The sequence below is a fragment of the Kitasatospora sp. NPDC088779 genome (genome assembly GCF_040685395.1).
GTDB lineage: Bacteria > Actinomycetota > Actinomycetes > Streptomycetales > Streptomycetaceae > Kitasatospora.
Genome location: NZ_JBFBHW010000020.1, coordinates 1 through 17,827, shown reverse-complemented (window position 1 = coordinate 17,827; position 17,827 = coordinate 1). Strand labels below are relative to the sequence as shown.

Sequence of the window (17,827 nt, the reverse complement as noted above, 5' to 3'; positions counted from 1 at the left end):
CCCGTTGCCCGGCCGGCCTCCCGCCCTCAAAGAGCCCGCCATGACGCATCGTTGGCCGATTCCAGCCTTCCGACACGACCACGCCGGTGAGAAATTTTGAGAAATTTCGGCTAGGAGGAGCAATCGTGAAGCTGCGACTCATCGGTAGCCCGCGTTGAGCACCGCACGACAGGGTGTCCACGAAGCCCGCTTGGAACTCGGCCGCCGCCTTCGCACGATCCGCACGGCGGCCGGGCTCGACGGACGCACCCTCGCGAGCCGGCTCGGCTGGCCCACGAGCAAGGTGTCCAAGCTCCAGCAGGGGCGGCAATCCCCTACGGTCGCCGACGTCCGAGCCTGGGTCGACGCCTGCGACGTCCCCGAGGCGGCTGCGGAACTCGTCGTCCAACTGCACGAGCTGGACGACCGGTACGCCCAATGGCGGCGCGAGCTGCGGCACGGCCACGCCGCAGTCCAGAAGTCCTGGGCCGACATGGAGGCCGCGGCACAGGCCATCCGCGCATTCGAACCCTGCTGGGTACCGGGTCTTCTCCAGACCGCCGACTACGCGGCCGCACGGTTCCGCGAGCACGCCCAGCTCAACGACAGCCCGCCGGACACGGACGCCACCGTGGCCGCCCGCCTCGCCCGTCAACAGATCCTGTACTCGCACTCGCCCGGCGGCCGCCACTGGCACATCCTCCTCACCGAGGCCGCCCTGCTCTACGGGACCGCCTCCGCCGAGGTGATGCGCGCCCAGATCGACCGCCTGGTCTCCGCGACGACCCTCCCGGCCCTGCGCCTGGGCATCGTGCCGTTCCGCACACGCCTGCCGGCCTCACCCGTGCACGGATTCTGGATCTTCGACGACCAACTGGCCTCCGTCGAGGTCGTCAGCGGCGAACTCCGGCTGGGCCTGCCCGAGGAGATCGCCCAGTACCGCAAGGTCTTCGACCTGCTGGCCCCGAGCGCGCTCTACGACACGGACGCCCGGCGGCTGCTCACCTCGGCTGCCGAAAGCTGGATCTGATAGGTCATCAAAAACAACGTCAGCGACTTCCGCTGCATGAACCTGCTGGCTCTCGCCGGGCAAGTTCAAGCAAGTTCGTGGTGCGGGTCCCGAGTTGTGCGGCAAGCTCTCTCACAGCGATCGACTCCAACCACGAGGAGGCCCACGATGGCGCTGCACAAGCTCGGACAAGACCCCGAGAGCCCCGACGGCAAGTCCCCGACCGTCTACTTCGACGATGCGACGGGCAACTACATCCTCCAGGGCTGGAAGGTCCTCGACCCGGACCGGCTCGCGCAGATGGATGTCCCCGGGCACGAGACCGTGATCGAATTCCCCAAGCGAATGATGCAGTTCTTCCCGGAGGTGAACGGTGACGGCGGCCCCCACGCTTGAGGACCTGCTGCAGACCTGCACCCAGTCGGCGCTTCACCTTGAGATGCGCGACGGCTACATGCGCGACGACCCCCTGTTGGTGCGCTGGCTCAACGGGCACCGGGATGACCCGGCCGACCGCTCGTCGTGGTGGAACCCGTGGTTGCAGCTGATCCACGAAACCACCGCCCGAGGCGTCGAGGTCCGACGCGCCCGTGTGGTGTCGGAACCGGTGAGCGAGTACATCAGGTTCGAGTATGAGATCACGTTCCGGAACGTCGTTTCCGGCGAGCAGGTCAGGTGGCTTCCCCGGCGGCAGGCGACCGATCTGGCTCTCCCGGGAAATGACTTCTGGCTGATCGACGGGCAGTATCTCGTCGTCCACCACTTCAGCGGGGAGGGCGACTTCGTCGACGACGAGATCAGCACCGACCCTCAGACCCTGAAGCTCTGCCACTCCGCGTTCGAGGCCGTCTGGGAGCGGGCAGTGCCGCACGAGGACTTCCGGCTGCACTAGACCGTGTCCGCGTCATCCAGCGTCCAGCAAGCCAAACAGGCTCTCGGCCAGCGCCTGCGCGATATCCGGCGAGACTCCGGACTCAGCGCGCGGGCGGTGGCCGAGGCCGCTGGGTGGCATGAATCGAAGTGCTCCAAGATCCAGAGCGGCCGGGTGATGCCGTCGGAGGCTGACATACGCGTCTGGACGGCCATCTGTGGCGTCCCTGATCAGGCTGCGGACCTCATCGCGACTGCTCGGAACATCGAAGGCATGTACGTCGAGTGGCGCCGCCTCGAACGAGCCGGACTCAAGCGGGCGCAGGAATCCGTGCGCCCGCTGTTCGAGCGGACACGCCGCTTCCGCATGTATCAGTCGTGGGTCGTCCCTGGCCTGCTCCAAACCGCCGCCTACACGCGTGCGGTGCTCCACACGATCGTGTCGCTGCGCAACACGCCCGACGACGTCGATGAAGCCGTCGCTGTACGGATGGAGCGGCAGAACGTGCTGCACACCGGAGACCACCGCTTCGCCGTCCTGGTCGAGGAGTGGGTGCTGCGAACGGTCATCGGCACGCCGGACGTCCTCCTGGGCCAGCTTGGCCGTCTGATCGGTATCGGCTCCCTTCCCTCGGTCAGCCTCGGAGTGATTCCCCTCGGGACAACCAGGGGCGCGGGATGGCCGGTTGAGTCCTTCACCATGTACGACGATGCGCAGGTGAACGTCGAGCTTGTCTCCGCCCACCTCACCATCACCCAACCAGCGGAGATCGCCGAGTACGGCCAGACCTTCTCCGAGCTGGCGAGCATCGCGGTCTACGGCGCCGAGGCGCGTTCGCTCATCACCCAGGCCATCAACGCGCTCGGGTGAATCCGGGCAAGGTCTAGCAAGTTCATCGACCGGGCGCAGGCCCCCTCCCTACCGTCGAGGACACAACGAGCTGACAGGAGAGGGCCGTTGCAGGTCACCGATCCCCCGAAGCCGAAGAAGCCCGCCTCACCCCCGTCGCCGAGGCCGCCGGACCTGTAGCCACGCGACGACCTCCACACCTCACCGACCAACAGGGAGGGCCAATGAGCGGAACGGCCGGCAAGCACGCGGGCCAGCAGGACCCGGGCAAGGACAAGCCGTCCAAGGACACCTCGCGCCCGAAGCCGCCTCCGAAGCACGAAAAGAAGGACCAGTGACGGAGAACATCCGCCAGGAGCAGGCCGCCATGCGCGGTCTGCTCCTGGCCATCAGCGAAGAACTCGACAAGCCCGTCCCGCAGGAATGGAAGGACGCGATCAGGGCGACCCCTCGTCACCGGTTCCTGCCGGACCGGATCTGGCTGGACGACGAGAACGGGGATCTCCGGCCCTGCGACCTCCGGGACGAGCCCGACCGGTGGTTCGAGGCCGCCTACGCCAATGGGCCTGTCGTCACACAGGTCAACGACGGCGAGGAACCCGCCGACGGCGCGGAGGCCTGGGCGTCGTCCTCCGCCTCCTCGCCCGCCATGGTCGTGCGGATGCTCGACGACCTCGGTGTCTGGCCGGGCTTGAACGCCCTGGAGATCGGCACGGGGACGGGCTGGAACGCCGCGCTGCTCGCCCACCGGCTCGGCGCCGACCGGGTCACCTCGATCGAGGTCGACCCTGACGTTGCCCGGCAGGCCCGCGCCTCGCTCAACGCGGCCGGGCTCGCCGTGGAGGCCGTCTGCGGGGACGGCGCCGGCGGCTGGGGCTCGCGGCAGCCGTACGACCGGATCATCTCCACCTGCTCGGTCCGCAGGGTGCCTACGGCGTGGATCGAGCAGACCGCCCCCGGCGGCGTGATCGTCACCCCCTGGGAGAGCCCGATGCTCTCCTTCGGCCTGCTCCGGCTCGTCGTCGACGAGCAGCACACCTACGGGAAGTTCAGCCCGCACGCCTCTTTCATGCTGATGCGCGCCCAGCGGACGGACCTGCGGATCTACCGGGACGTCGTGCGCGACCACCACCAGCCCGACGAGTCCACCACCCGGCTGTCGCCGTGGCAGGTGTGCGGCGAGGACCTGGACGTGCGGTTCGCACTCGGCCTGAAACTCGGCGACGTGTGGACCGCCTGGCACCACGAACCCGACGTCGAGGGGGTGGCCACCCGCCTGTGGGTGGCCACCACGGACGCCACCTCGTGGGCCGCGGTGGACCACGACGGCCGCCAGGAGGACCGGTTCACGGTCTGGCAGTACGGGCCTCGCCGACTCTGGGACGAGATCGAGGAGACCCACGGCTGGTGGGAAAAGGCCGACCGGCCGGGCCCGGACCGGTTCGGGCTCCGGATCGTCGGCGACGAGCAGCAGGTCTTCCTCGACGGCCCGACCACCGTCATCAGCCGGGTGCCGTAGGACGAGCCCCTCCCGCCCGCTCGTTGGAACCCAACGAGCGGGCGGCAAAGCAGATCTGCGCGACGATGAGGAGGAGCGATGACGAACCCGGTACTTGAGGGCCTGGCCACGGCCAAGGTTTCCGCCGTACACCTTGAGATGCGCGACGCCTACCAACCCAGCGACCCCGAGTTCATCGCATGGCAGCAGGGGAAACGCCTTGACCCTGCTGCCGAGCGGTCGTCCTGGTGGCGCCCGTTCCTGGACGTGGTGACCGAGACGACGGCGCGCGGTGTCGTGATGAGGCGCGCCCGGATCGTCTCCGAACCGGTCACCGACTACATCCGGTACGAGTACGACGTGACGTTCCCGAACGTCCGGGCGGGCGAACAGGTCCGTTGGCTTCCCCGCCGGAAGGCGGCCGACATCGCGTTGCCCGGCACCGACCTGTGGCTGTTCGACGGGTCGTCGGTGCTGTTCACGTACTTCTCGGGTGTCGGTGAGGTCGTCGACCGTGAATGGCGCACCGAGCCGGCCGTCGTCGAACTGGTGAAGTCGGCATTCGAGGCGGTGTGGGACCGGGCCGTCCCGCACAAGGAGTACCGGCTTCACTGATCCACCATGGCCGCCTCGCCTGCACGCCCTGCCCTCGACGGCGAAAACCCCTGCCCTGCCCGCGCGTTGGGGACCGACCGGCGGGCGGGGCTGCCCTCGGTGGGCAGGGTTGCTGCCCCCACCATCCCTATCGCTCCGGGTGTGGGCGGGGTATCCAGGACTCACCGGCCATCGACCCGAAGGGACGCCGATGAGGACCAGCGACAGCGACGACAAGGCGCACGCCCCCTCGACCGCCCGGACACCCGCGCACGCGCCCGCACCAGCACCCGCGCTGCTCGGCCTCCAGGCGTCCGTCGGGAACTCCGCCGTCGTCCGACGACTCCAGCGGGCCGGCCAGGTACAGCGCTCCGCCGCCGCCGTCCACGACGTGCTGCGCAGCGGCGGCCGCTCGCTCGACGGCGCCACCCGCGCCGACATGGAGGCCCGCCTGGGCGCCGACTTCTCGGACGTCCGGATCCACGACGACAGCGCCGCCCGGAGCTCCGCCGCCGAGATCGGCGCCCGCGCCTACACCTCCGGCAACCACGTCGTCATCGGCGACGGCGGCGGCGACCGGCACACCCTCGCCCACGAGCTGACCCACGTGCTCCAGCAGCGGCAGGGCCCCGTGGCGGGCTCCGACAACGGCTCCGGGCTGAGCGTCAGCGACCCGTCCGACCGTTTCGAGCGCGAGGCCGAGGCCAACGCCCGGCGGGTGATGTCCGGCCCGGCCGCAGGCCGCCGAGCCGACCACGCCGCCACCCACGAGGACGAGGAGCACCGGGGCTGAGCCGTCCCGCCCCCGCCCATCAACGGGATCGTTCATCGTTTGTCTACCGCCTTGCCCCATGGTCAGTCCCACGGGGCGCCCCGAACTTTCACGGGCGCGATATGGACGAAAGAGGTACCCGGGGATGAAGGCAGTGAAGGCAGTGCGACGCATGGCCGTCGGGGTGGCGGCCACGGCGCTGGCGCTGACGGGGACGATGCTGGGGGCCGGCACCGCGCAGGCGGCGTACGACCCGACGACCCACACGCTCTGGAACGACGAGCCGCTCTACCCGGGCTGGCACGTCGACTCCGAGAACTCCCGGCTGATCATGCAGTCCGACGGCAACCTGGTCGTCTACCGCGGGTACAACACCCCGAACCCGCTGGCCGTCTGGAACTCCGGCACCCACGTGAACCACTGCGGGTACAAGGCGGTCATGCAGTCCGACGGCAACCTGGTCGTCTACTCCGCCTCCGGGGGCGTCTGCTGGTCCTCCGGCACGTACGGGCACCCGGGCGCCCGGCTGGTGGTGAAGAGGCTCGGCGGCGTCGCCATCTACTGGGGTGACGGCGAGGTCCCCATCGTCACCACGCCCACCAACGACATCCGCATGTGGGCGATGTCCTCGGACCTCTACTGACCACCGCACCGGCCCGGAGCGCCGCTCAGGCGCCCCGTTCGGCGAGCCAGCGGACCAGGTCGGCGACGGACCACTGCGGGCGGGCCGCGAGGCGCGCCGCCACCGACCGCAGGAGTACGGGCAGGTAGCCGCAGAGCTCGGCGACCTCGGCGGCCGGGCCCGGCTCCCGGCGGATCCGCTCGGCGCCGACGACCCGGGCCAGCAGCTCGTACGCGTCCTGCGGCTCCAGCGGGCCCACGGCCAGCCGGGCCGCGTCGGCGGGCAGGGCGCCCGGTTCGGCGCCGGCCACGACGGCCGCGCAGCCCGCCACCGCGGGCAGCAGCGGCGCCGGGTCGGTGACGCCGTCGAGCACGACCAGCACCCGCCGTCCGGCGAGCGCGGCCCGGTAGCGCACGCCCAGTTCGCCGACACCGGCGTCCTCGACGGGCCGCTCCCCCAGGGCCCGCAGGAAGGCGGCCAGCACCGCTCCCGGCTCCGCCGTCCCGCCGGCCGCGTACAGCTGCCCGTCCGGGAAGGCGTCCTGGACGGTGTGCGCCAGGTGCACCGCGAGCGCGGAGGTGCCGCTGCCGGCCGGCCCGGACAGGCCGAGCACCGGCGAGGCCCCGGCATCACCGCCGTCGACATCACCGCCGGCACCGGCACCGGCACCGGACCGCAGGATCCGCTCGGCCTCCCGCACCTGGGCCGCCCGCCCGACCAGGTCGGGGATGTCCGGCGGCAGCTGGCAGGGCCGGGCGGGCCGGCACGGCGGTACCGGGGCGGACGGCGCCGCGAGCTCGGCGTCCCCTCTCCGGATGCGGGCGTGCAGGTCCGCGACCGCCGGTGCCGGTTCGAGCCCCAGCTCGCGGTCCAGCCGTTCGCGCAGCGCCTCGAAGGCGGCCAGCGCCTCGGCCGTCCGCCCGCAGCGGTGCAGGGCCAGCAGGTGGAGGCGCTGCACCTCCTCGTCGCGCGGGTGTGCGGCGGCGAGCGCGTCCAGCGCGGGCAGCGCCTCGGCGTGCCGGCCGAGCGCCAGGTCCAGGTCGTGCAGCACCTTGACGGCGGCATGGTGACCGGCGGCGAGCCGTTCGCGGGCGCGTTCGGCGAAACCGCCGGGCACGCCGTCCAGCGCACGCCCCTCCCACAGCGCGAGCGCGCCGGCGAGCAGTTCCCGGGCCCGCACCGGGTCGTCGTAGCGCAGCGTGACGGCCTCACCCACCCCGGCCTCGTAGCGGAACAGGTCGACGGCGGCCCGGTCGACCTCCAACCGGTAGCCACCGGCGGTGGCGACCAGCAGGCCGGGGGCCGCGAGGGCACGGCGCAGCCGGTGCGCGTGGGTGCCGATCTGGCCGGCCGGGGCCTTGGGCCAACGGGCGACATCCTCGCCCCACAAGCCCTCGACCAGCCGTTCAGTGGGCACGAGCTGGCCCGGGGCAAGCAGCAGGGCGGCCAGCACGGCCCGCTGCTGCGGCCGACCGAGATCGATCTCGTGGCCGTCGCACCGGGCCCGCAGCGGCCCCAGAACACGGAATTCGAGCCCCATGCCCCCACCCCTCGAAGCCATGAGTTCAAGTACACAATCCGTGACAGAGCATAGGTGACCGGATCAGGGGGCGCCGCCGTCCGTACGGAAGTGGCGTGATCCGGGCACCGGACGACATTCGGGGACGGGACATGGTTGACATCGGGGCGTCCGGGCTGCGGTTCGGACTGCTGGGACCACTGCGCGCCTGGCACGGGGAGCGGGAGATCGAACTGGGCCGACCGCAGCAGCGGGCCGTCCTGGCGGTGCTGCTGGACGCCGCCGGACGGACGGTGGCGACGCCGGTGCTGGTGGAGGGGGTGTGGGGCGGGGCCGCACCGGCCGACCCCCGCAAGGCCGTCCAGCTGGCCGTCTCCCGGCTGCGTTCGGCCTTCAAGCCGTACACCGGGCCGGATCCGCAGCGGATGCCGCTGGTGCGGGTCGGCGACGGGTACGCGCTGCGGGTGCCGGACGCGGAGGTGGACGCGGCCCGCTGGGAGGAACTGCTGGCCACGGCCGGACGGCTGCGCGGCGAGCAGGCCCCGCCGCAGGAGGTCCGGGAGGTCCTGCTGGCCGCGCAGCGGCTGTGGGTCGGCGAACCGCTGGCCGGGTTGCCGGGGCCGCACGCCGAGGCCGTCCGCTCCCGCCTCGCCGAACAGCGACTTCACGCCAAGGAGACGCGGCTGGAGCTGGACGCGGAGATCGGCGACCACACCGGTCTGACGGCCGAGGCCGCCGCACTCGCCCTGGAACACCCCGAACGGCCCCGGCTGACCGCCGTCCTGATGCGCGCCCTCTACCAGGCGGGCCGCAAGGCCGAGGCGCTCGCCGTGTACGAGGACGCCCGCCGCCGACTGCCGTCCGGCGGGGACGGGCCCACCCGGCACGAGGACACCCGCCGGCCGCCGACGGCCGCCGCCGCCGCTCCGACGGCCGAGGACGGCCCCGCCGCACTGCACCTGCGGATCCTGCGCGAGGACCCGTCCCTGCTGCCCGCCCCCGCCGCCTCCGCCTCCGTCCGCGCCGAACCCGCCGCCGCCTGGCAGCCGCCCGACCAACTGCCCGACGGCCTGGCCGACTTCACCGGCCGCACCGAGGAGGTCGAGACCCTGGTGGACCGCCTCGCCGGGGCCGGCGGGCGAGCCGTCGTGGTCTCCGCCCTGGACGGCATGGGCGGGGTCGGCAAGACCACACTCGCTGTGCACGTCGCCCGACAGGCCCACGGACGCTTCCCCGACGGGCGGCTCTTCGCCGACCTGCGCGGCGCCGACCGCACCCCGCTGGACCCGGGCGCGGTGCTCGCCGGCTTCCTGCGCGCCCTCGGCGTGGCCGCCGCCGAGATCCCGCTCGACACCGGGGAGCGCTCCGCCCTCTACCGCTCGGCACTGGCCGGGCGGCGGGTCCTCGTCGTCCTCGACAACGCCGCCACCCTCGGCCAGGTCGAACCACTGCTGCCCGGCTCGTCCGGCTGCGCCGTCCTGGTCACCAGCCGCGTCCGGCTGGCCGGCCTCGCCGGGGCGCACCAGATGCGCCTGGACACCCTGCCGCCCGCCGAGGCACTGGAACTGCTGACCCGGATCATCGGCGCCGACCGCGTCGACGCCGAACCCGGGGCCGCCGAGGAGATCGTGCGGGCCTGCGGACTGCTGCCGCTCGCCGTGCGCATCGTCGCCTCCCGGCTCGCCGCCGACCCCGCGCTCACCCTGGCCGCGCTCGCCGACGGGCTGCGCCGGGAACACCGGCTGGCCGAACTCAGCGACGGCGAACGGACCGTGGAGGCCACCTTCGCCCTCTCCTACCACCGCCTCGACGCCGAACTCGCCCGCGCCTTCCGCCTGCTGTCCCTGCCCGACGCCCCGGACGTCCCGCTGCCCTGCGCGGCCGCGCTGCTCGGCCGCACCGAAGCCGAGACCGACGAACTCCTCGAAGCGCTCGTCGACCTCAACCTGCTGCACTCCCCCCGCTTCGGCCGCTACGGCTTCCACGACCTGGTCCGCGACTACGCCCGCGGCCGGCTCGCCGCCGAGGAGCCCGCCGCCGAACACACCGCCGCCGCCGACCGGCTGGTCGACTACTGCCTGGCCACCGCCCGCAACGCCGACCGCGCCGCCCGCAAGGCCGACCCGGTCGAACTCAGCCTGCTCGACGCACCCGTCCGCTCCCCCGGCAAGACGATCACGGACGGGCCCGCCGCCGTCCGCTGGATGCGCGAACAGGCCGGCGTGCACGCCTCCGCCATCGCCCTGAGCTGCGCCGACGCGGCGCTGCCGCTCGACCGGGCGGCCGAACTCGCCGACCGGATGGGCTCCGTACTCGCCGAACGCACCCAGACCCGCGACATCGCCGACCTCTCCGACCGCATCGCCCGCGAGGCCGCCGCCCGCGGCGACCACGGCCCGCTCGCCCTCGCCCGCTACGTGCGCGGCGGCATGCTCTGGCACATCAACCGCTACGCCGAGTCCGAGCAGGACATCCGCCAGGCCGTCGCGCTCTGCCAGGACGACGACGGCGGCAACGGGGGCAGCGGCGACGGCCCGAAGGTCCGCGTCCTCGCCAAGGCCCTGCTCACCCTCGGCGGCAACGCCCGCGTCCACGGCCGCTACGCCGACGCCGCCCGACACGCCGGCCGCGCCGCCGACCTGTTCCGCCGCCTCGGCGCCGAACGCTCCGAGGGCAGCGCCCTCGGCGAGTTCGCGTTCAGCTGCGCCCAGACCGGCCGGCTGGCCGAGGCCCGGGACGCCGCCGAGCGCGGCGCCCGCCTGATGAGCGGCTCCGGCCCGGTGTCCGCTGCCACCGGCCGCTACTACCTGGCCCGGGTCCTGCGCCTGTGCGGCGACCCGGAGGCGGCGCTCGCCCACGCGGCCGGCGCCCGCGACGAGTTCGCCGCCCTCCAGGTGACGGTGTTCGCGGCGGCGGCGGGCGACCTCGCCGCCCGGATCCACGCCGAGGCCGAGCGCTGGCTGCTCGCCGCCGACGCCGCCGAGGCGGCGCTGCCGCTCGCCCGCCGCACCAGCGCCGCCCTGGAGGCCGCGCTGCTGCGCACCCTGGGCACCGCGCTCACCGGCCTCGGCCGCCCCCGCCAGGCCCGCGCCTGCCTCGCGGACGCGCTGGAGGTGTACGAGCGGCTCGGACTCGGCGAGGACGCCGAGCGGACCAGGGCCCTGCTGGACGGCCTGCCGCAGCCCTAGGTCCCGGCCGATCTCGGCGGGCCGGACGAGACCTGGCAGGCCCTGGGCCCGGGGGCCGCCCCCCTTGTTGATCACTTGTCTACCGCGGTCCGCGATCTTCTCTCTCGTCAGGTCGCGGACCGCACCAGTGCGGAGCCGGGGCCACTCCCATCGAAGATAGGCGCCACTCATGCCCACGCTCCCGCAGAACGGCCAGGTCTGGACCCTCAAGTCCGCGAACGGAACGGTCGCCGACGTGCGCTCCAGCCAGAGCAGCCCGGGCACCCCGGTCCAGTCCTGGGGCCCCAACGGCACCACCGCCCAGGGCTGGGTCTTCTGGGCCAAGGACGGCGGCAGCTGGCTCCTGGAGACCCAGCTCACCAACGGCAGGCACGCCCCCGGCCAGGCCGTCGTCATCGACTACAACTACTCCACCGGCCAGACCTGGCTGTTCAACGAGCACGGGCAGCCCAACCAGCGCTGGGTGCTGGACGTCATCGACAACGACTGGTTCCGGGTCCGGACCGTCCGCGGCGACGAGGGCCAGCTGTTCCTCACCGCGGCCGCCCCCGGCGCCCCGCTCACCCTCACCAAGCAGGACGACAACAACCCGGCGCAGCGCTGGCAGCTCATCCCGGCCGGCGGCCAGAACGGCAGCGCCGGCGGCCAGCAGCAGCCCCAGCCCCAGCCGCAGCCGCAGCCCGGCGGCGACTTCCGCACCGAGATGCTGGCCTCCGTCAACACGGAGCGCGGCCGGGCCGGCCTCCAGCCGCTGCGGCTCGACGACCGCCTGAGCGCCGCCGCCCAGCGGCACGCCAACGACATGGCGTCCCACGACCTCACCCAGCACGACGGCACCGACGGCAGCAACCCGTGGGACCGCATCCACGCCGCCGGCTTCCAGTTCCGCTCGGCCGCCGAGAACGTCACCCCGGGCAACAGCGTGGCGGAGGCCATGCAGATGTGGATGAACAGCCCGCACCACCGCGACAACATCCTGGGCCGCGACTTCACCTCCATCGGCATCGGCTACACCCCCCGCCAGCGCGGCAACTGGGGCCGCTACGTCCAGACCTTCGCCCAGGCCTGACCTCCCCGTCCCCTCAGCCGTCACAGCAGCCACAGCAGCCACAGCAAGCAAGGAGCCACCCTCATGTCCTCGAACGCGGCGGACCTGATCCGCGTCGCCCGAGACGAGGTCGGATACCAGGAGGGCCGCAGCGGCTCGCACTGGAACAACATCCAGAAGTACTCCCCGGCCGTCCCCGGCCTGGAGTGGTCCCAGGGCGAGGCCTGGTGCGCGACCTTCGTCGCCTGGTGCGCCCAGCAGTCCGGCAACGCCGGGCTGTTCCCGGTGACGGCCTCCTGCGCCGAGGGCGTCGCCTGGTTCAGGGACCGCGACCGCTTCACCGACTACCCGGTGATCGGCGGCCAGGTGTTCTACGGCCCCGGCGGCGGCAGCCACACCGGCATCTGCGTCGCCTACACCAGCTCCACCATCACCACCGTCGAGGGCAACACCAACGACGACGGCAGCTCCGAGGGCGACGGCGTCTACCTCAAGACCCGTGACCGCAAGTCGAGTTGGGTGTACGGGTACGGCGTCCCGGACTTCGCCGACGGCGTCATCCTCGCCGACCCGCAGTGGCGGGACCGCCAGGGGGCCGTCTACTTCGGGCAGGAGGCCTCCGCCGCCGACCAGCCGAACGGCGGCGCCCGGCCCCAGGCCGACAGCAGCGGGGACGGAGGCGGGGGCGAGGGCGGCTACGAGCCCTTCCCCGGCGCCGACTTCTTCCAGGACGGCCAGAAGAGCGACGTCATCACCCGGATGGGAGAGCGCCTGGTCGCCGAGGGCTGCTCCGCCTACGCCGAGGGCCCCGGCCCCGAGTGGTCCGGGGCGGACCTCGAATCCTTCCGCAACTGGCAGCACAAGCTGGGTGACTCCGGCAGCGACGCCGACGGAGTCCCCGGCCCCAAGCAGTGGGACGCCCTCCAGGTCCCGCGCGGCTGACGCCGCACCTCGACCACACCCGGATCCACCACACCCAAGAAGGAGAACCCGATGAAACCCGTCACCCGTACCCGCAGGTTCCTCGCCGGGCTCGGCGCCGTCGCGGCCGTCGCGGGGGCGGCCGTGGTCACCGCCCCGGCCGCGCACGCCGCCGGCTGCGAGCTGGCGCCGAACCTGCAGACCGTCACCGCCGTCTACAACGGCGCCACCGGCGTCCTCGACCTGCCGGCCAACACGGAGACCAACGGCCAGCGGATCGGCGTCTACCAGGGCAACCAGAGCCCCGCGCAGACCTGGTCGTTCTGGGGCTACTGCGACGGCACCACCGCCATCTCGCACGGCTCGGCCGGCAAGGTCGTCGACCTCGACACCGGCTCGGGCGCCGTCCAGCTCTGGGACACCCCCGGCGGCTGGGACGGCCTCAACCGCCCGGCCGGCGACTGGCTGCCGGCCAACCAGAAGTGGATCCGCACCAGCGAGGACCGCGGCTGGTACCTGATCCAGAACGCGGCCACCGGCCAGTGCCTCAAGTCCAACGGCGTCGCCCAGCTCACCTCGGTGACGTCCTGCAACGGCAGCGACCCGGCCCAGCGCTGGAAGATCGGCTGACGGCTCCCCGAGAGGGGTCCGACGGTTCCCGCCCGGGGCGCGAATCGTCGGACCCGGCCCGTCCCCGGTCCGTTCGCCGACTCCGGCGGGCGGACCGGTCCGCGCCCACCACCCTCCGCCCGAGCCACCCCTGGGCCGGCGGAGGGGTTCGTCGGCGAGCCGGTCCTCGACCTGCTCGCCCACGAGTGGGCCCCGTGACACGCCGCCGAACCCCTCCCCGACGGCGTGTCACGGTCAGGCGTCCGCCGTCACCGCGCTGCGGGCGTCTCACGCTCCGGCGTCCGCCGTCAACGCGCCGCAGGCACCCGCGCCGTCACCGCGCCACAGGCACCCGGTGGATCCGCAGGAAGGCGTCGACACCGAGCGCCGCGATCCGGGCGAGTTCCTCGTCCGCCACCGGCAGGGCGCCCCAGAACGAGCGCTCGGCGACGCCGTGGAAGGTCAGCAGCGTGAACTGCTCGGCGGTCTGCGGGGCGTCGTCGACGGCCAGCAGGCCTCGGTCCGCGATCGCCTCGAACCGCTGCGCGAGGTCGCGCTGCGAGGCGATCGGGCCGGCCTCCAGCCACGCCTCCAGGACGTCGGCCGGGATGTTGGCGACCTCGGCGCGGATGGCCCGGCCGAGCGCGCCGCGGTCCCCGGCCGAGAGGACGGCCCGGGCCCGTTCGACCGCGAAGTCGGTGAGGCCCTGGCGCAGGTCCACCACCCGGTCGAGGTGCTTGTCCATCAACTCGCGCATGACCTCGGTCAGTTCGGCCGAGTTCTGGAGTGCGACGGAGAGGAAGAGGGTCTCCTTGTCGGCGAAGTGGTTGTAGACCGTGCGCTTGGACACCCCGGCCTCCGCCGCGATCGCGTCCATGCTGGCCCGGACGTATCCCTCGCGCCCGAACACCGCCGTCGCGGCCCGCGTGATCGCCTTGCGCTTCTCCGGCCGTCCCGCTCCGCCCGTCGCCGCCACGGCGTCACTCCTCATCTACCGGGACTCTCGAAAACTGCCCGGTGTAGTGTCTCCCGAGCCCGCCTGAGCCGGGTTGCCATCGAACAAGGGTGCTCTATGCTGCCTACAACCTCTACACCCGTGTAGAGGGAATTCAACAGCACGCCTGCCCCCGACCGGAACACGGAAGCCGAGCGCGGGAACCGGCCGGCCGAACAGCAGCGTCCAGAAGTGGCAGCGCACAACGGCTCATCACACGAGGACCGGGCGCAGGCGCCACAGGGGCGCAAGGCACGGGAACACCGGGGGTGAGTGCGTGGCGGGGCGGCGAGGACGGACGTCCAACCAGGAGGCACGCGGGCGAACGCCAGGCCAGGAGACGCAGGCGCGGACGACCGACCAACGGACGGCCGACCAGCGGTCACCGGGGCGGACACCCGACCGGCGGGCACCGGGGCGCACCTCCGACCAGGGAGCCCGTCGGCGGGCGAACAAGGCCCCCGTCCGCCCCTTCCCCGGCGGAGCGGCCCTGCCCGTGGCCCTGGCCGTGGGGCTGCCGGCGGTGGGCGCCGGGATCGACGAACTCTCCGGCCCCGGCATGGGGACGGCCTTCCTGGTGGGCGCCGTGCTCGGCACCGGCCTGGCGGCCGCACTCAGCAGCCGCAATGGCTGGTGGTGGGTCCTCGCCTCCACTCCGCTGCTGGTCCTGGGGGTGACGGCCGGCGCGGAACTGCTGGCCAACGGCGACGCCTACCGGGGCAAGAACCTGGCCACCGGCTCCGCGAAGTGGGTGGTCCACGACTTTCCCGTGATGGCCGCGGCCGCCGCAGCGGCCGCCCTGGTGATCGTGGTCCGGCTGGTCCGGGACCGGAGGAGGGACCATGGCTGAGAACCCGCAGACCCGGGACGGGGGCCGCGCCGCCGCGCCCCCGACCCGCCGCATCTCCCCCCTGCTGATCGCGGGCCGGACGCTGGCCTGCTCGGTCGCCCTGGCGGTGTTCGGCGCCAGCGGGGTGGTCTGGTACGAGGTGACGTCCCTCACCGACGGGATGACCACCTCCAACGCCATCGCCGAGACCAAGAAGAACGCGCCCAAGCACCTCGACAACTCCGTCAACATCCTGCTGATCGGCCTCGACAGCCGCAAGAACATGGACGGGACGGACCTGCCGCCGGAGTTCGTCCAGGACGAACTGCACGCCGGCCACAGCTCCGACATCGGCGGCTACAACACCAACTCCCTGATCCTGCTGCACATCCCCGCCGGCGGCGGCAAGGCGCAGGCCGTCTCCATCCCCCGTGACGACTACGTCATGACCTACACCGGGGACGGCAAGCAGGCCGGCATGCGCAAGATCAAGGAGGCCTACGGCGAGGCCAAGGAGAAGGCCACCCCGGCCCTCCAGGCGAAGGGGCTCAAGGGCGCGGACCTGGAGAAGGCCGGCCGCGACGCCGGCCGGGCGGCCACCATCCAGACCGTGCAGAAGTTCCTCGACCAGCCCGTCGACCACATAGCCGAAGTCAACCTGATGGGCTTCTACGACATCGCCAAGGCCGTCGAGCCGATCGAGGTCTGCCTCACCCACGACACCAAGGACCCGGCCATGGAGGGCCAGGGCTCCGGTGCCGACTTCCACAAGGGCATCAACAAGCTCAACGCCTCCCAGGCGCTCTCCTTCGTCCGCCAGCGCCACAACCTGGACGGCCCGGACGGCAACAGCGGCGACTTCGCCCGCACCCACCGCCAGCAGGCCTTCATCTCCTCCGTCGTGCACAAGCTCAAGCAGGACGGCGTCATCAGCGACCTCGGCAAGCTGCAGCAGCTGTTCGGCGTGGTGCAGAAGGACCTGGTCATCGACAACGAGTGGAACGTCCTCGACTTCGCCCAGCAGGCCCCCAACCTCACCGGCGGCAACGTCGAGTTCAACACCCTGACCTTCGACGGCTTCGGCACCCGCAACGGCCAGGACGTCAACCTGGTCACCCCCGCGAAGCTCCAGAAGGTCGTCAAGCAGATCTTCGGCTACGCCGACTCCGCGCCGGCCGCCCCCGACGCGGCGGGCGACACGCCCGCCCCGGCGGCCCCCTCCGGGCCGGCCACGACCGCGCCGCCCACCACCAAGGCCGCCGCCCCCACCACCGTGGACGTCTTCAACGCCTCCACGGCCGCCGGGGTCTCCTCCACCGCCGAGTCCAGGGCCCTGGTCGCGATGGGCTTCAAGGCGGGCAAGACCGGCAGCGCCGCCGCGAAGCCCAAGACCACCACCGTGGCCTACGGCAAGGGCGCCAAGGAGGCGGCCGACCAGATCGCCGCCCGCTACGGCGTCACCGCCATGGAGTCCGCGTCGGCCCCCGCCGACCGGGTGGTCGTCACCCTCGGCACCGGCTTCACCGGCGCGACCGACGACAAGACCGGCGCCGCCGCCCCGGGCGGCGGCGCGACCGGGGCCCCGTCCGACCCGGCGGCCAACCTGCCCGTACAGGGCCCGTCGGTCGACGCCCAGAGCGACGGCGGCATCCCCTGCGTCTACTGACACCCCGCACCTGACGCACCGCACCGAGCCGTGGGGAGGCTCCCACCAGGGAGCCTCCCCACGGCTTTTCCCCACGGCTTTTCCCCACGCCCTTCCCCCGCGTCCGACCCCAGGGCGGACACCCCTCGCGTGATTCTCCGTACTATGTATAGTGTACAGCGTACGGGATAACCGCGCGCTCGCGCCGACGAGAGGGCTCCGCCATGCAGATCACCACCACCACCCTCGCCCTGACCGTCGAGGACGCCACCGCCTCCGCCGCCTTCCTCCAGCGGCACTTCGGCTACACCGAGGAGATGTCGGCCGACGGCTTCGTCTCGCTCCAGCACCCCGGCGGCGGGGTCGGCGTCGTCTGCCTGCGACGCGGCCTGGAGGTGCTGCCCGAGGACCAGCGCGACCGGACCGCGACCGGCGTCATCCTGGCGTTCGTCGTCGAGGACCTCGCCGGCGAGGAGCGGCGGCTGCGCGGCGAAGGGGTCGAGATCACCCTGCCGCTGCGCGAGGAGCCGTGGGGCGAGAAGCTGTTCCAGGTCACCGACCCGAACGGGGTCGTGATCGAACTGGTCGAGTGGGCCGAGCGGTAAACCGCCCCCCCCAGCAGTGACCGAGGCCCGAAACGGCGGCGCCCCCTCGGCCATCGGCCGAGGGGGCGCCGCCGTGACCGGACCGGGCCGGTCAGTCCACCGTCCAGGTGTCTCCGCCCGCCAGCAGCGCGGCCAGGTCGCCCGGCCCGCGATCGGCCTGCGCGGCGGCCAGCTGCCCCGCCATCAGCTCGTCGTAGACGGGTCGGTGGACGTCGCGCAGGACGCCGATCGGGGTGTGGTGGAGGGTGTCGGCGTCGGCGATCCGGGAGAGCGCG

16 protein-coding genes and 2 pseudogenes are annotated in these 17,827 nt (G+C 72.8%); 15 read left to right on the top strand and 3 right to left on the bottom strand.

What is annotated here, in order from left to right; all coding sequences use genetic code 11:
- The first annotated feature begins 154 nt into the window (after window positions 1-154).
- From AB0P03_RS20405 to AB0P03_RS20370, 8 genes and pseudogenes are all read left to right on the top strand, one after another.
- Window positions 155-1,009: a helix-turn-helix transcriptional regulator gene (locus AB0P03_RS20405; RefSeq protein WP_363630111.1), complete on the top strand. Its 855-nt coding sequence runs from the start codon at window positions 155-157 to the stop codon at window positions 1,007-1,009.
- Between the two features lie 147 nt (window positions 1,010-1,156).
- Window positions 1,157-1,384, top strand: a complete 228-nt coding sequence (locus AB0P03_RS20400; RefSeq protein ID WP_363630109.1) for a hypothetical protein — start codon at window positions 1,157-1,159, stop codon at window positions 1,382-1,384.
- Window positions 1,362-1,880: a DUF6879 family protein gene (locus tag AB0P03_RS20395; protein WP_363630107.1), complete on the top strand. Its 519-nt coding sequence runs from the start codon at window positions 1,362-1,364 to the stop codon at window positions 1,878-1,880. Before AB0P03_RS20400 ends, AB0P03_RS20395 begins: the two co-directional genes overlap by 23 nt.
- 3 nt (window positions 1,881-1,883) lie before the next feature.
- The gene (locus AB0P03_RS20390; protein ID WP_363630105.1) at window positions 1,884-2,729 is read left to right on the top strand and encodes a helix-turn-helix transcriptional regulator; all 846 of its coding nucleotides are present in this window, start codon (window positions 1,884-1,886) and stop codon (window positions 2,727-2,729) included.
- Window positions 2,730-3,042: 313 nt separating this feature from the next.
- The gene (locus tag AB0P03_RS20385; RefSeq protein WP_363630103.1) at window positions 3,043-4,227 is read left to right on the top strand and encodes a methyltransferase domain-containing protein; all 1,185 of its coding nucleotides are present in this window, start codon (window positions 3,043-3,045) and stop codon (window positions 4,225-4,227) included.
- Window positions 4,228-4,305: 78 nt separating this feature from the next.
- Window positions 4,306-4,821, top strand: coding sequence for a DUF6879 family protein (locus AB0P03_RS20380; RefSeq protein ID WP_363630101.1), 516 nt, complete (start codon window positions 4,306-4,308; stop codon window positions 4,819-4,821).
- 190 nt (window positions 4,822-5,011) lie between these two features.
- Window positions 5,012-5,527: pseudogene (locus tag AB0P03_RS20375) on the top strand (DUF4157 domain-containing protein); the annotation flags it as partial.
- 190 nt (window positions 5,528-5,717) lie between these two features.
- The gene (locus AB0P03_RS20370; RefSeq protein WP_363585396.1) at window positions 5,718-6,215 is read left to right on the top strand and encodes a hypothetical protein; all 498 of its coding nucleotides are present in this window, start codon (window positions 5,718-5,720) and stop codon (window positions 6,213-6,215) included.
- 25 nt (window positions 6,216-6,240) lie between these two features.
- Here the strand turns inward: AB0P03_RS20370 and AB0P03_RS20365 are convergent, their stop codons facing one another.
- Entirely contained in the window at window positions 6,241-7,734 is a 1,494-nt protein-coding gene (locus AB0P03_RS20365) for a BTAD domain-containing putative transcriptional regulator (RefSeq protein WP_363585397.1), read from the bottom strand.
- A 131-nt stretch (window positions 7,735-7,865) separates the two neighbouring features.
- Between AB0P03_RS20365 and AB0P03_RS20360 the strand changes: the two genes are divergently transcribed.
- The 4 genes from AB0P03_RS20360 (at window position 7,866) to AB0P03_RS20345 (ending at window position 13,500) form a co-directional block, all read left to right on the top strand.
- The gene (locus tag AB0P03_RS20360) at window positions 7,866-10,901 is read left to right on the top strand and encodes a BTAD domain-containing putative transcriptional regulator (protein ID WP_363630099.1); all 3,036 of its coding nucleotides are present in this window, start codon (window positions 7,866-7,868) and stop codon (window positions 10,899-10,901) included.
- A 169-nt stretch (window positions 10,902-11,070) separates the two neighbouring features.
- Window positions 11,071-11,970: a CAP domain-containing protein gene (locus AB0P03_RS20355; protein WP_363630097.1), complete on the top strand. Its 900-nt coding sequence runs from the start codon at window positions 11,071-11,073 to the stop codon at window positions 11,968-11,970.
- Between the two features lie 63 nt (window positions 11,971-12,033).
- On the top strand, window positions 12,034-12,891 hold the full coding sequence (locus tag AB0P03_RS20350) for a peptidoglycan-binding protein (protein WP_363630095.1): 858 nt from the start codon (window positions 12,034-12,036) through the stop codon (window positions 12,889-12,891).
- A gap of 51 nt (window positions 12,892-12,942) precedes the next feature.
- On the top strand, window positions 12,943-13,500 hold the full coding sequence (locus AB0P03_RS20345) for an RICIN domain-containing protein (protein WP_363630093.1): 558 nt from the start codon (window positions 12,943-12,945) through the stop codon (window positions 13,498-13,500).
- A 313-nt stretch (window positions 13,501-13,813) separates the two neighbouring features.
- Here the strand turns inward: AB0P03_RS20345 and AB0P03_RS20340 are convergent, their stop codons facing one another.
- Window positions 13,814-14,470, bottom strand: a complete 657-nt coding sequence (locus AB0P03_RS20340) for a TetR/AcrR family transcriptional regulator (protein WP_363630091.1) — start codon at window positions 14,468-14,470, stop codon at window positions 13,814-13,816.
- Window positions 14,471-14,969: 499 nt separating this feature from the next.
- On the opposite strand from AB0P03_RS20340, the gene AB0P03_RS20335 reads away from it, so the two are divergent.
- From AB0P03_RS20335 to AB0P03_RS20325, 3 genes are all read left to right on the top strand, one after another.
- Window positions 14,970-15,323 (top strand): DUF6542 domain-containing protein, encoded by a 354-nt coding sequence (locus tag AB0P03_RS20335; RefSeq protein ID WP_363585403.1) that lies wholly within the window; start codon window positions 14,970-14,972, stop codon window positions 15,321-15,323.
- The gene (locus tag AB0P03_RS20330; RefSeq protein ID WP_363630089.1) at window positions 15,316-16,968 is read left to right on the top strand and encodes an LCP family protein; all 1,653 of its coding nucleotides are present in this window, start codon (window positions 15,316-15,318) and stop codon (window positions 16,966-16,968) included. Before AB0P03_RS20335 ends, AB0P03_RS20330 begins: the two co-directional genes overlap by 8 nt.
- Window positions 16,969-17,171: 203 nt before the next feature.
- Complete coding sequence (locus AB0P03_RS20325; protein WP_363630087.1) at window positions 17,172-17,552, top strand: VOC family protein; 381 nt, start codon at window positions 17,172-17,174, stop codon at window positions 17,550-17,552.
- Between the two features lie 91 nt (window positions 17,553-17,643).
- Here the strand turns inward: AB0P03_RS20325 and AB0P03_RS20320 are convergent.
- A pseudogene (locus AB0P03_RS20320) lies at window positions 17,644-17,827 on the bottom strand (2-oxoacid:ferredoxin oxidoreductase subunit beta); the annotation flags it as partial.

Coding starts and splice junctions, on each gene's coding strand:
- AB0P03_RS20370 (WP_363585396.1), top strand. CDS start 5,718: ATGAAGGCAGTGAAGGCAGTGCGACGCATGGCCGTCGGGGTGGCGGCC.
- AB0P03_RS20325 (WP_363630087.1), top strand. CDS start 17,172: ATGCAGATCACCACCACCACCCTCGCCCTGACCGTCGAGGACGCCACC.
- AB0P03_RS20360 (WP_363630099.1), top strand. CDS start 7,866: ATGGTTGACATCGGGGCGTCCGGGCTGCGGTTCGGACTGCTGGGACCA.
- AB0P03_RS20400 (WP_363630109.1), top strand. CDS start 1,157: ATGGCGCTGCACAAGCTCGGACAAGACCCCGAGAGCCCCGACGGCAAG.
- AB0P03_RS20345 (WP_363630093.1), top strand. CDS start 12,943: ATGAAACCCGTCACCCGTACCCGCAGGTTCCTCGCCGGGCTCGGCGCC.
- AB0P03_RS20330 (WP_363630089.1), top strand. CDS start 15,316: ATGGCTGAGAACCCGCAGACCCGGGACGGGGGCCGCGCCGCCGCGCCC.
- AB0P03_RS20380 (WP_363630101.1), top strand. CDS start 4,306: ATGACGAACCCGGTACTTGAGGGCCTGGCCACGGCCAAGGTTTCCGCC.
- AB0P03_RS20340 (WP_363630091.1), bottom strand. CDS start 14,470: ATGAGGAGTGACGCCGTGGCGGCGACGGGCGGAGCGGGACGGCCGGAG.
- AB0P03_RS20350 (WP_363630095.1), top strand. CDS start 12,034: ATGTCCTCGAACGCGGCGGACCTGATCCGCGTCGCCCGAGACGAGGTC.
- AB0P03_RS20365 (WP_363585397.1), bottom strand. CDS start 7,734: ATGGGGCTCGAATTCCGTGTTCTGGGGCCGCTGCGGGCCCGGTGCGAC.
- AB0P03_RS20355 (WP_363630097.1), top strand. CDS start 11,071: ATGCCCACGCTCCCGCAGAACGGCCAGGTCTGGACCCTCAAGTCCGCG.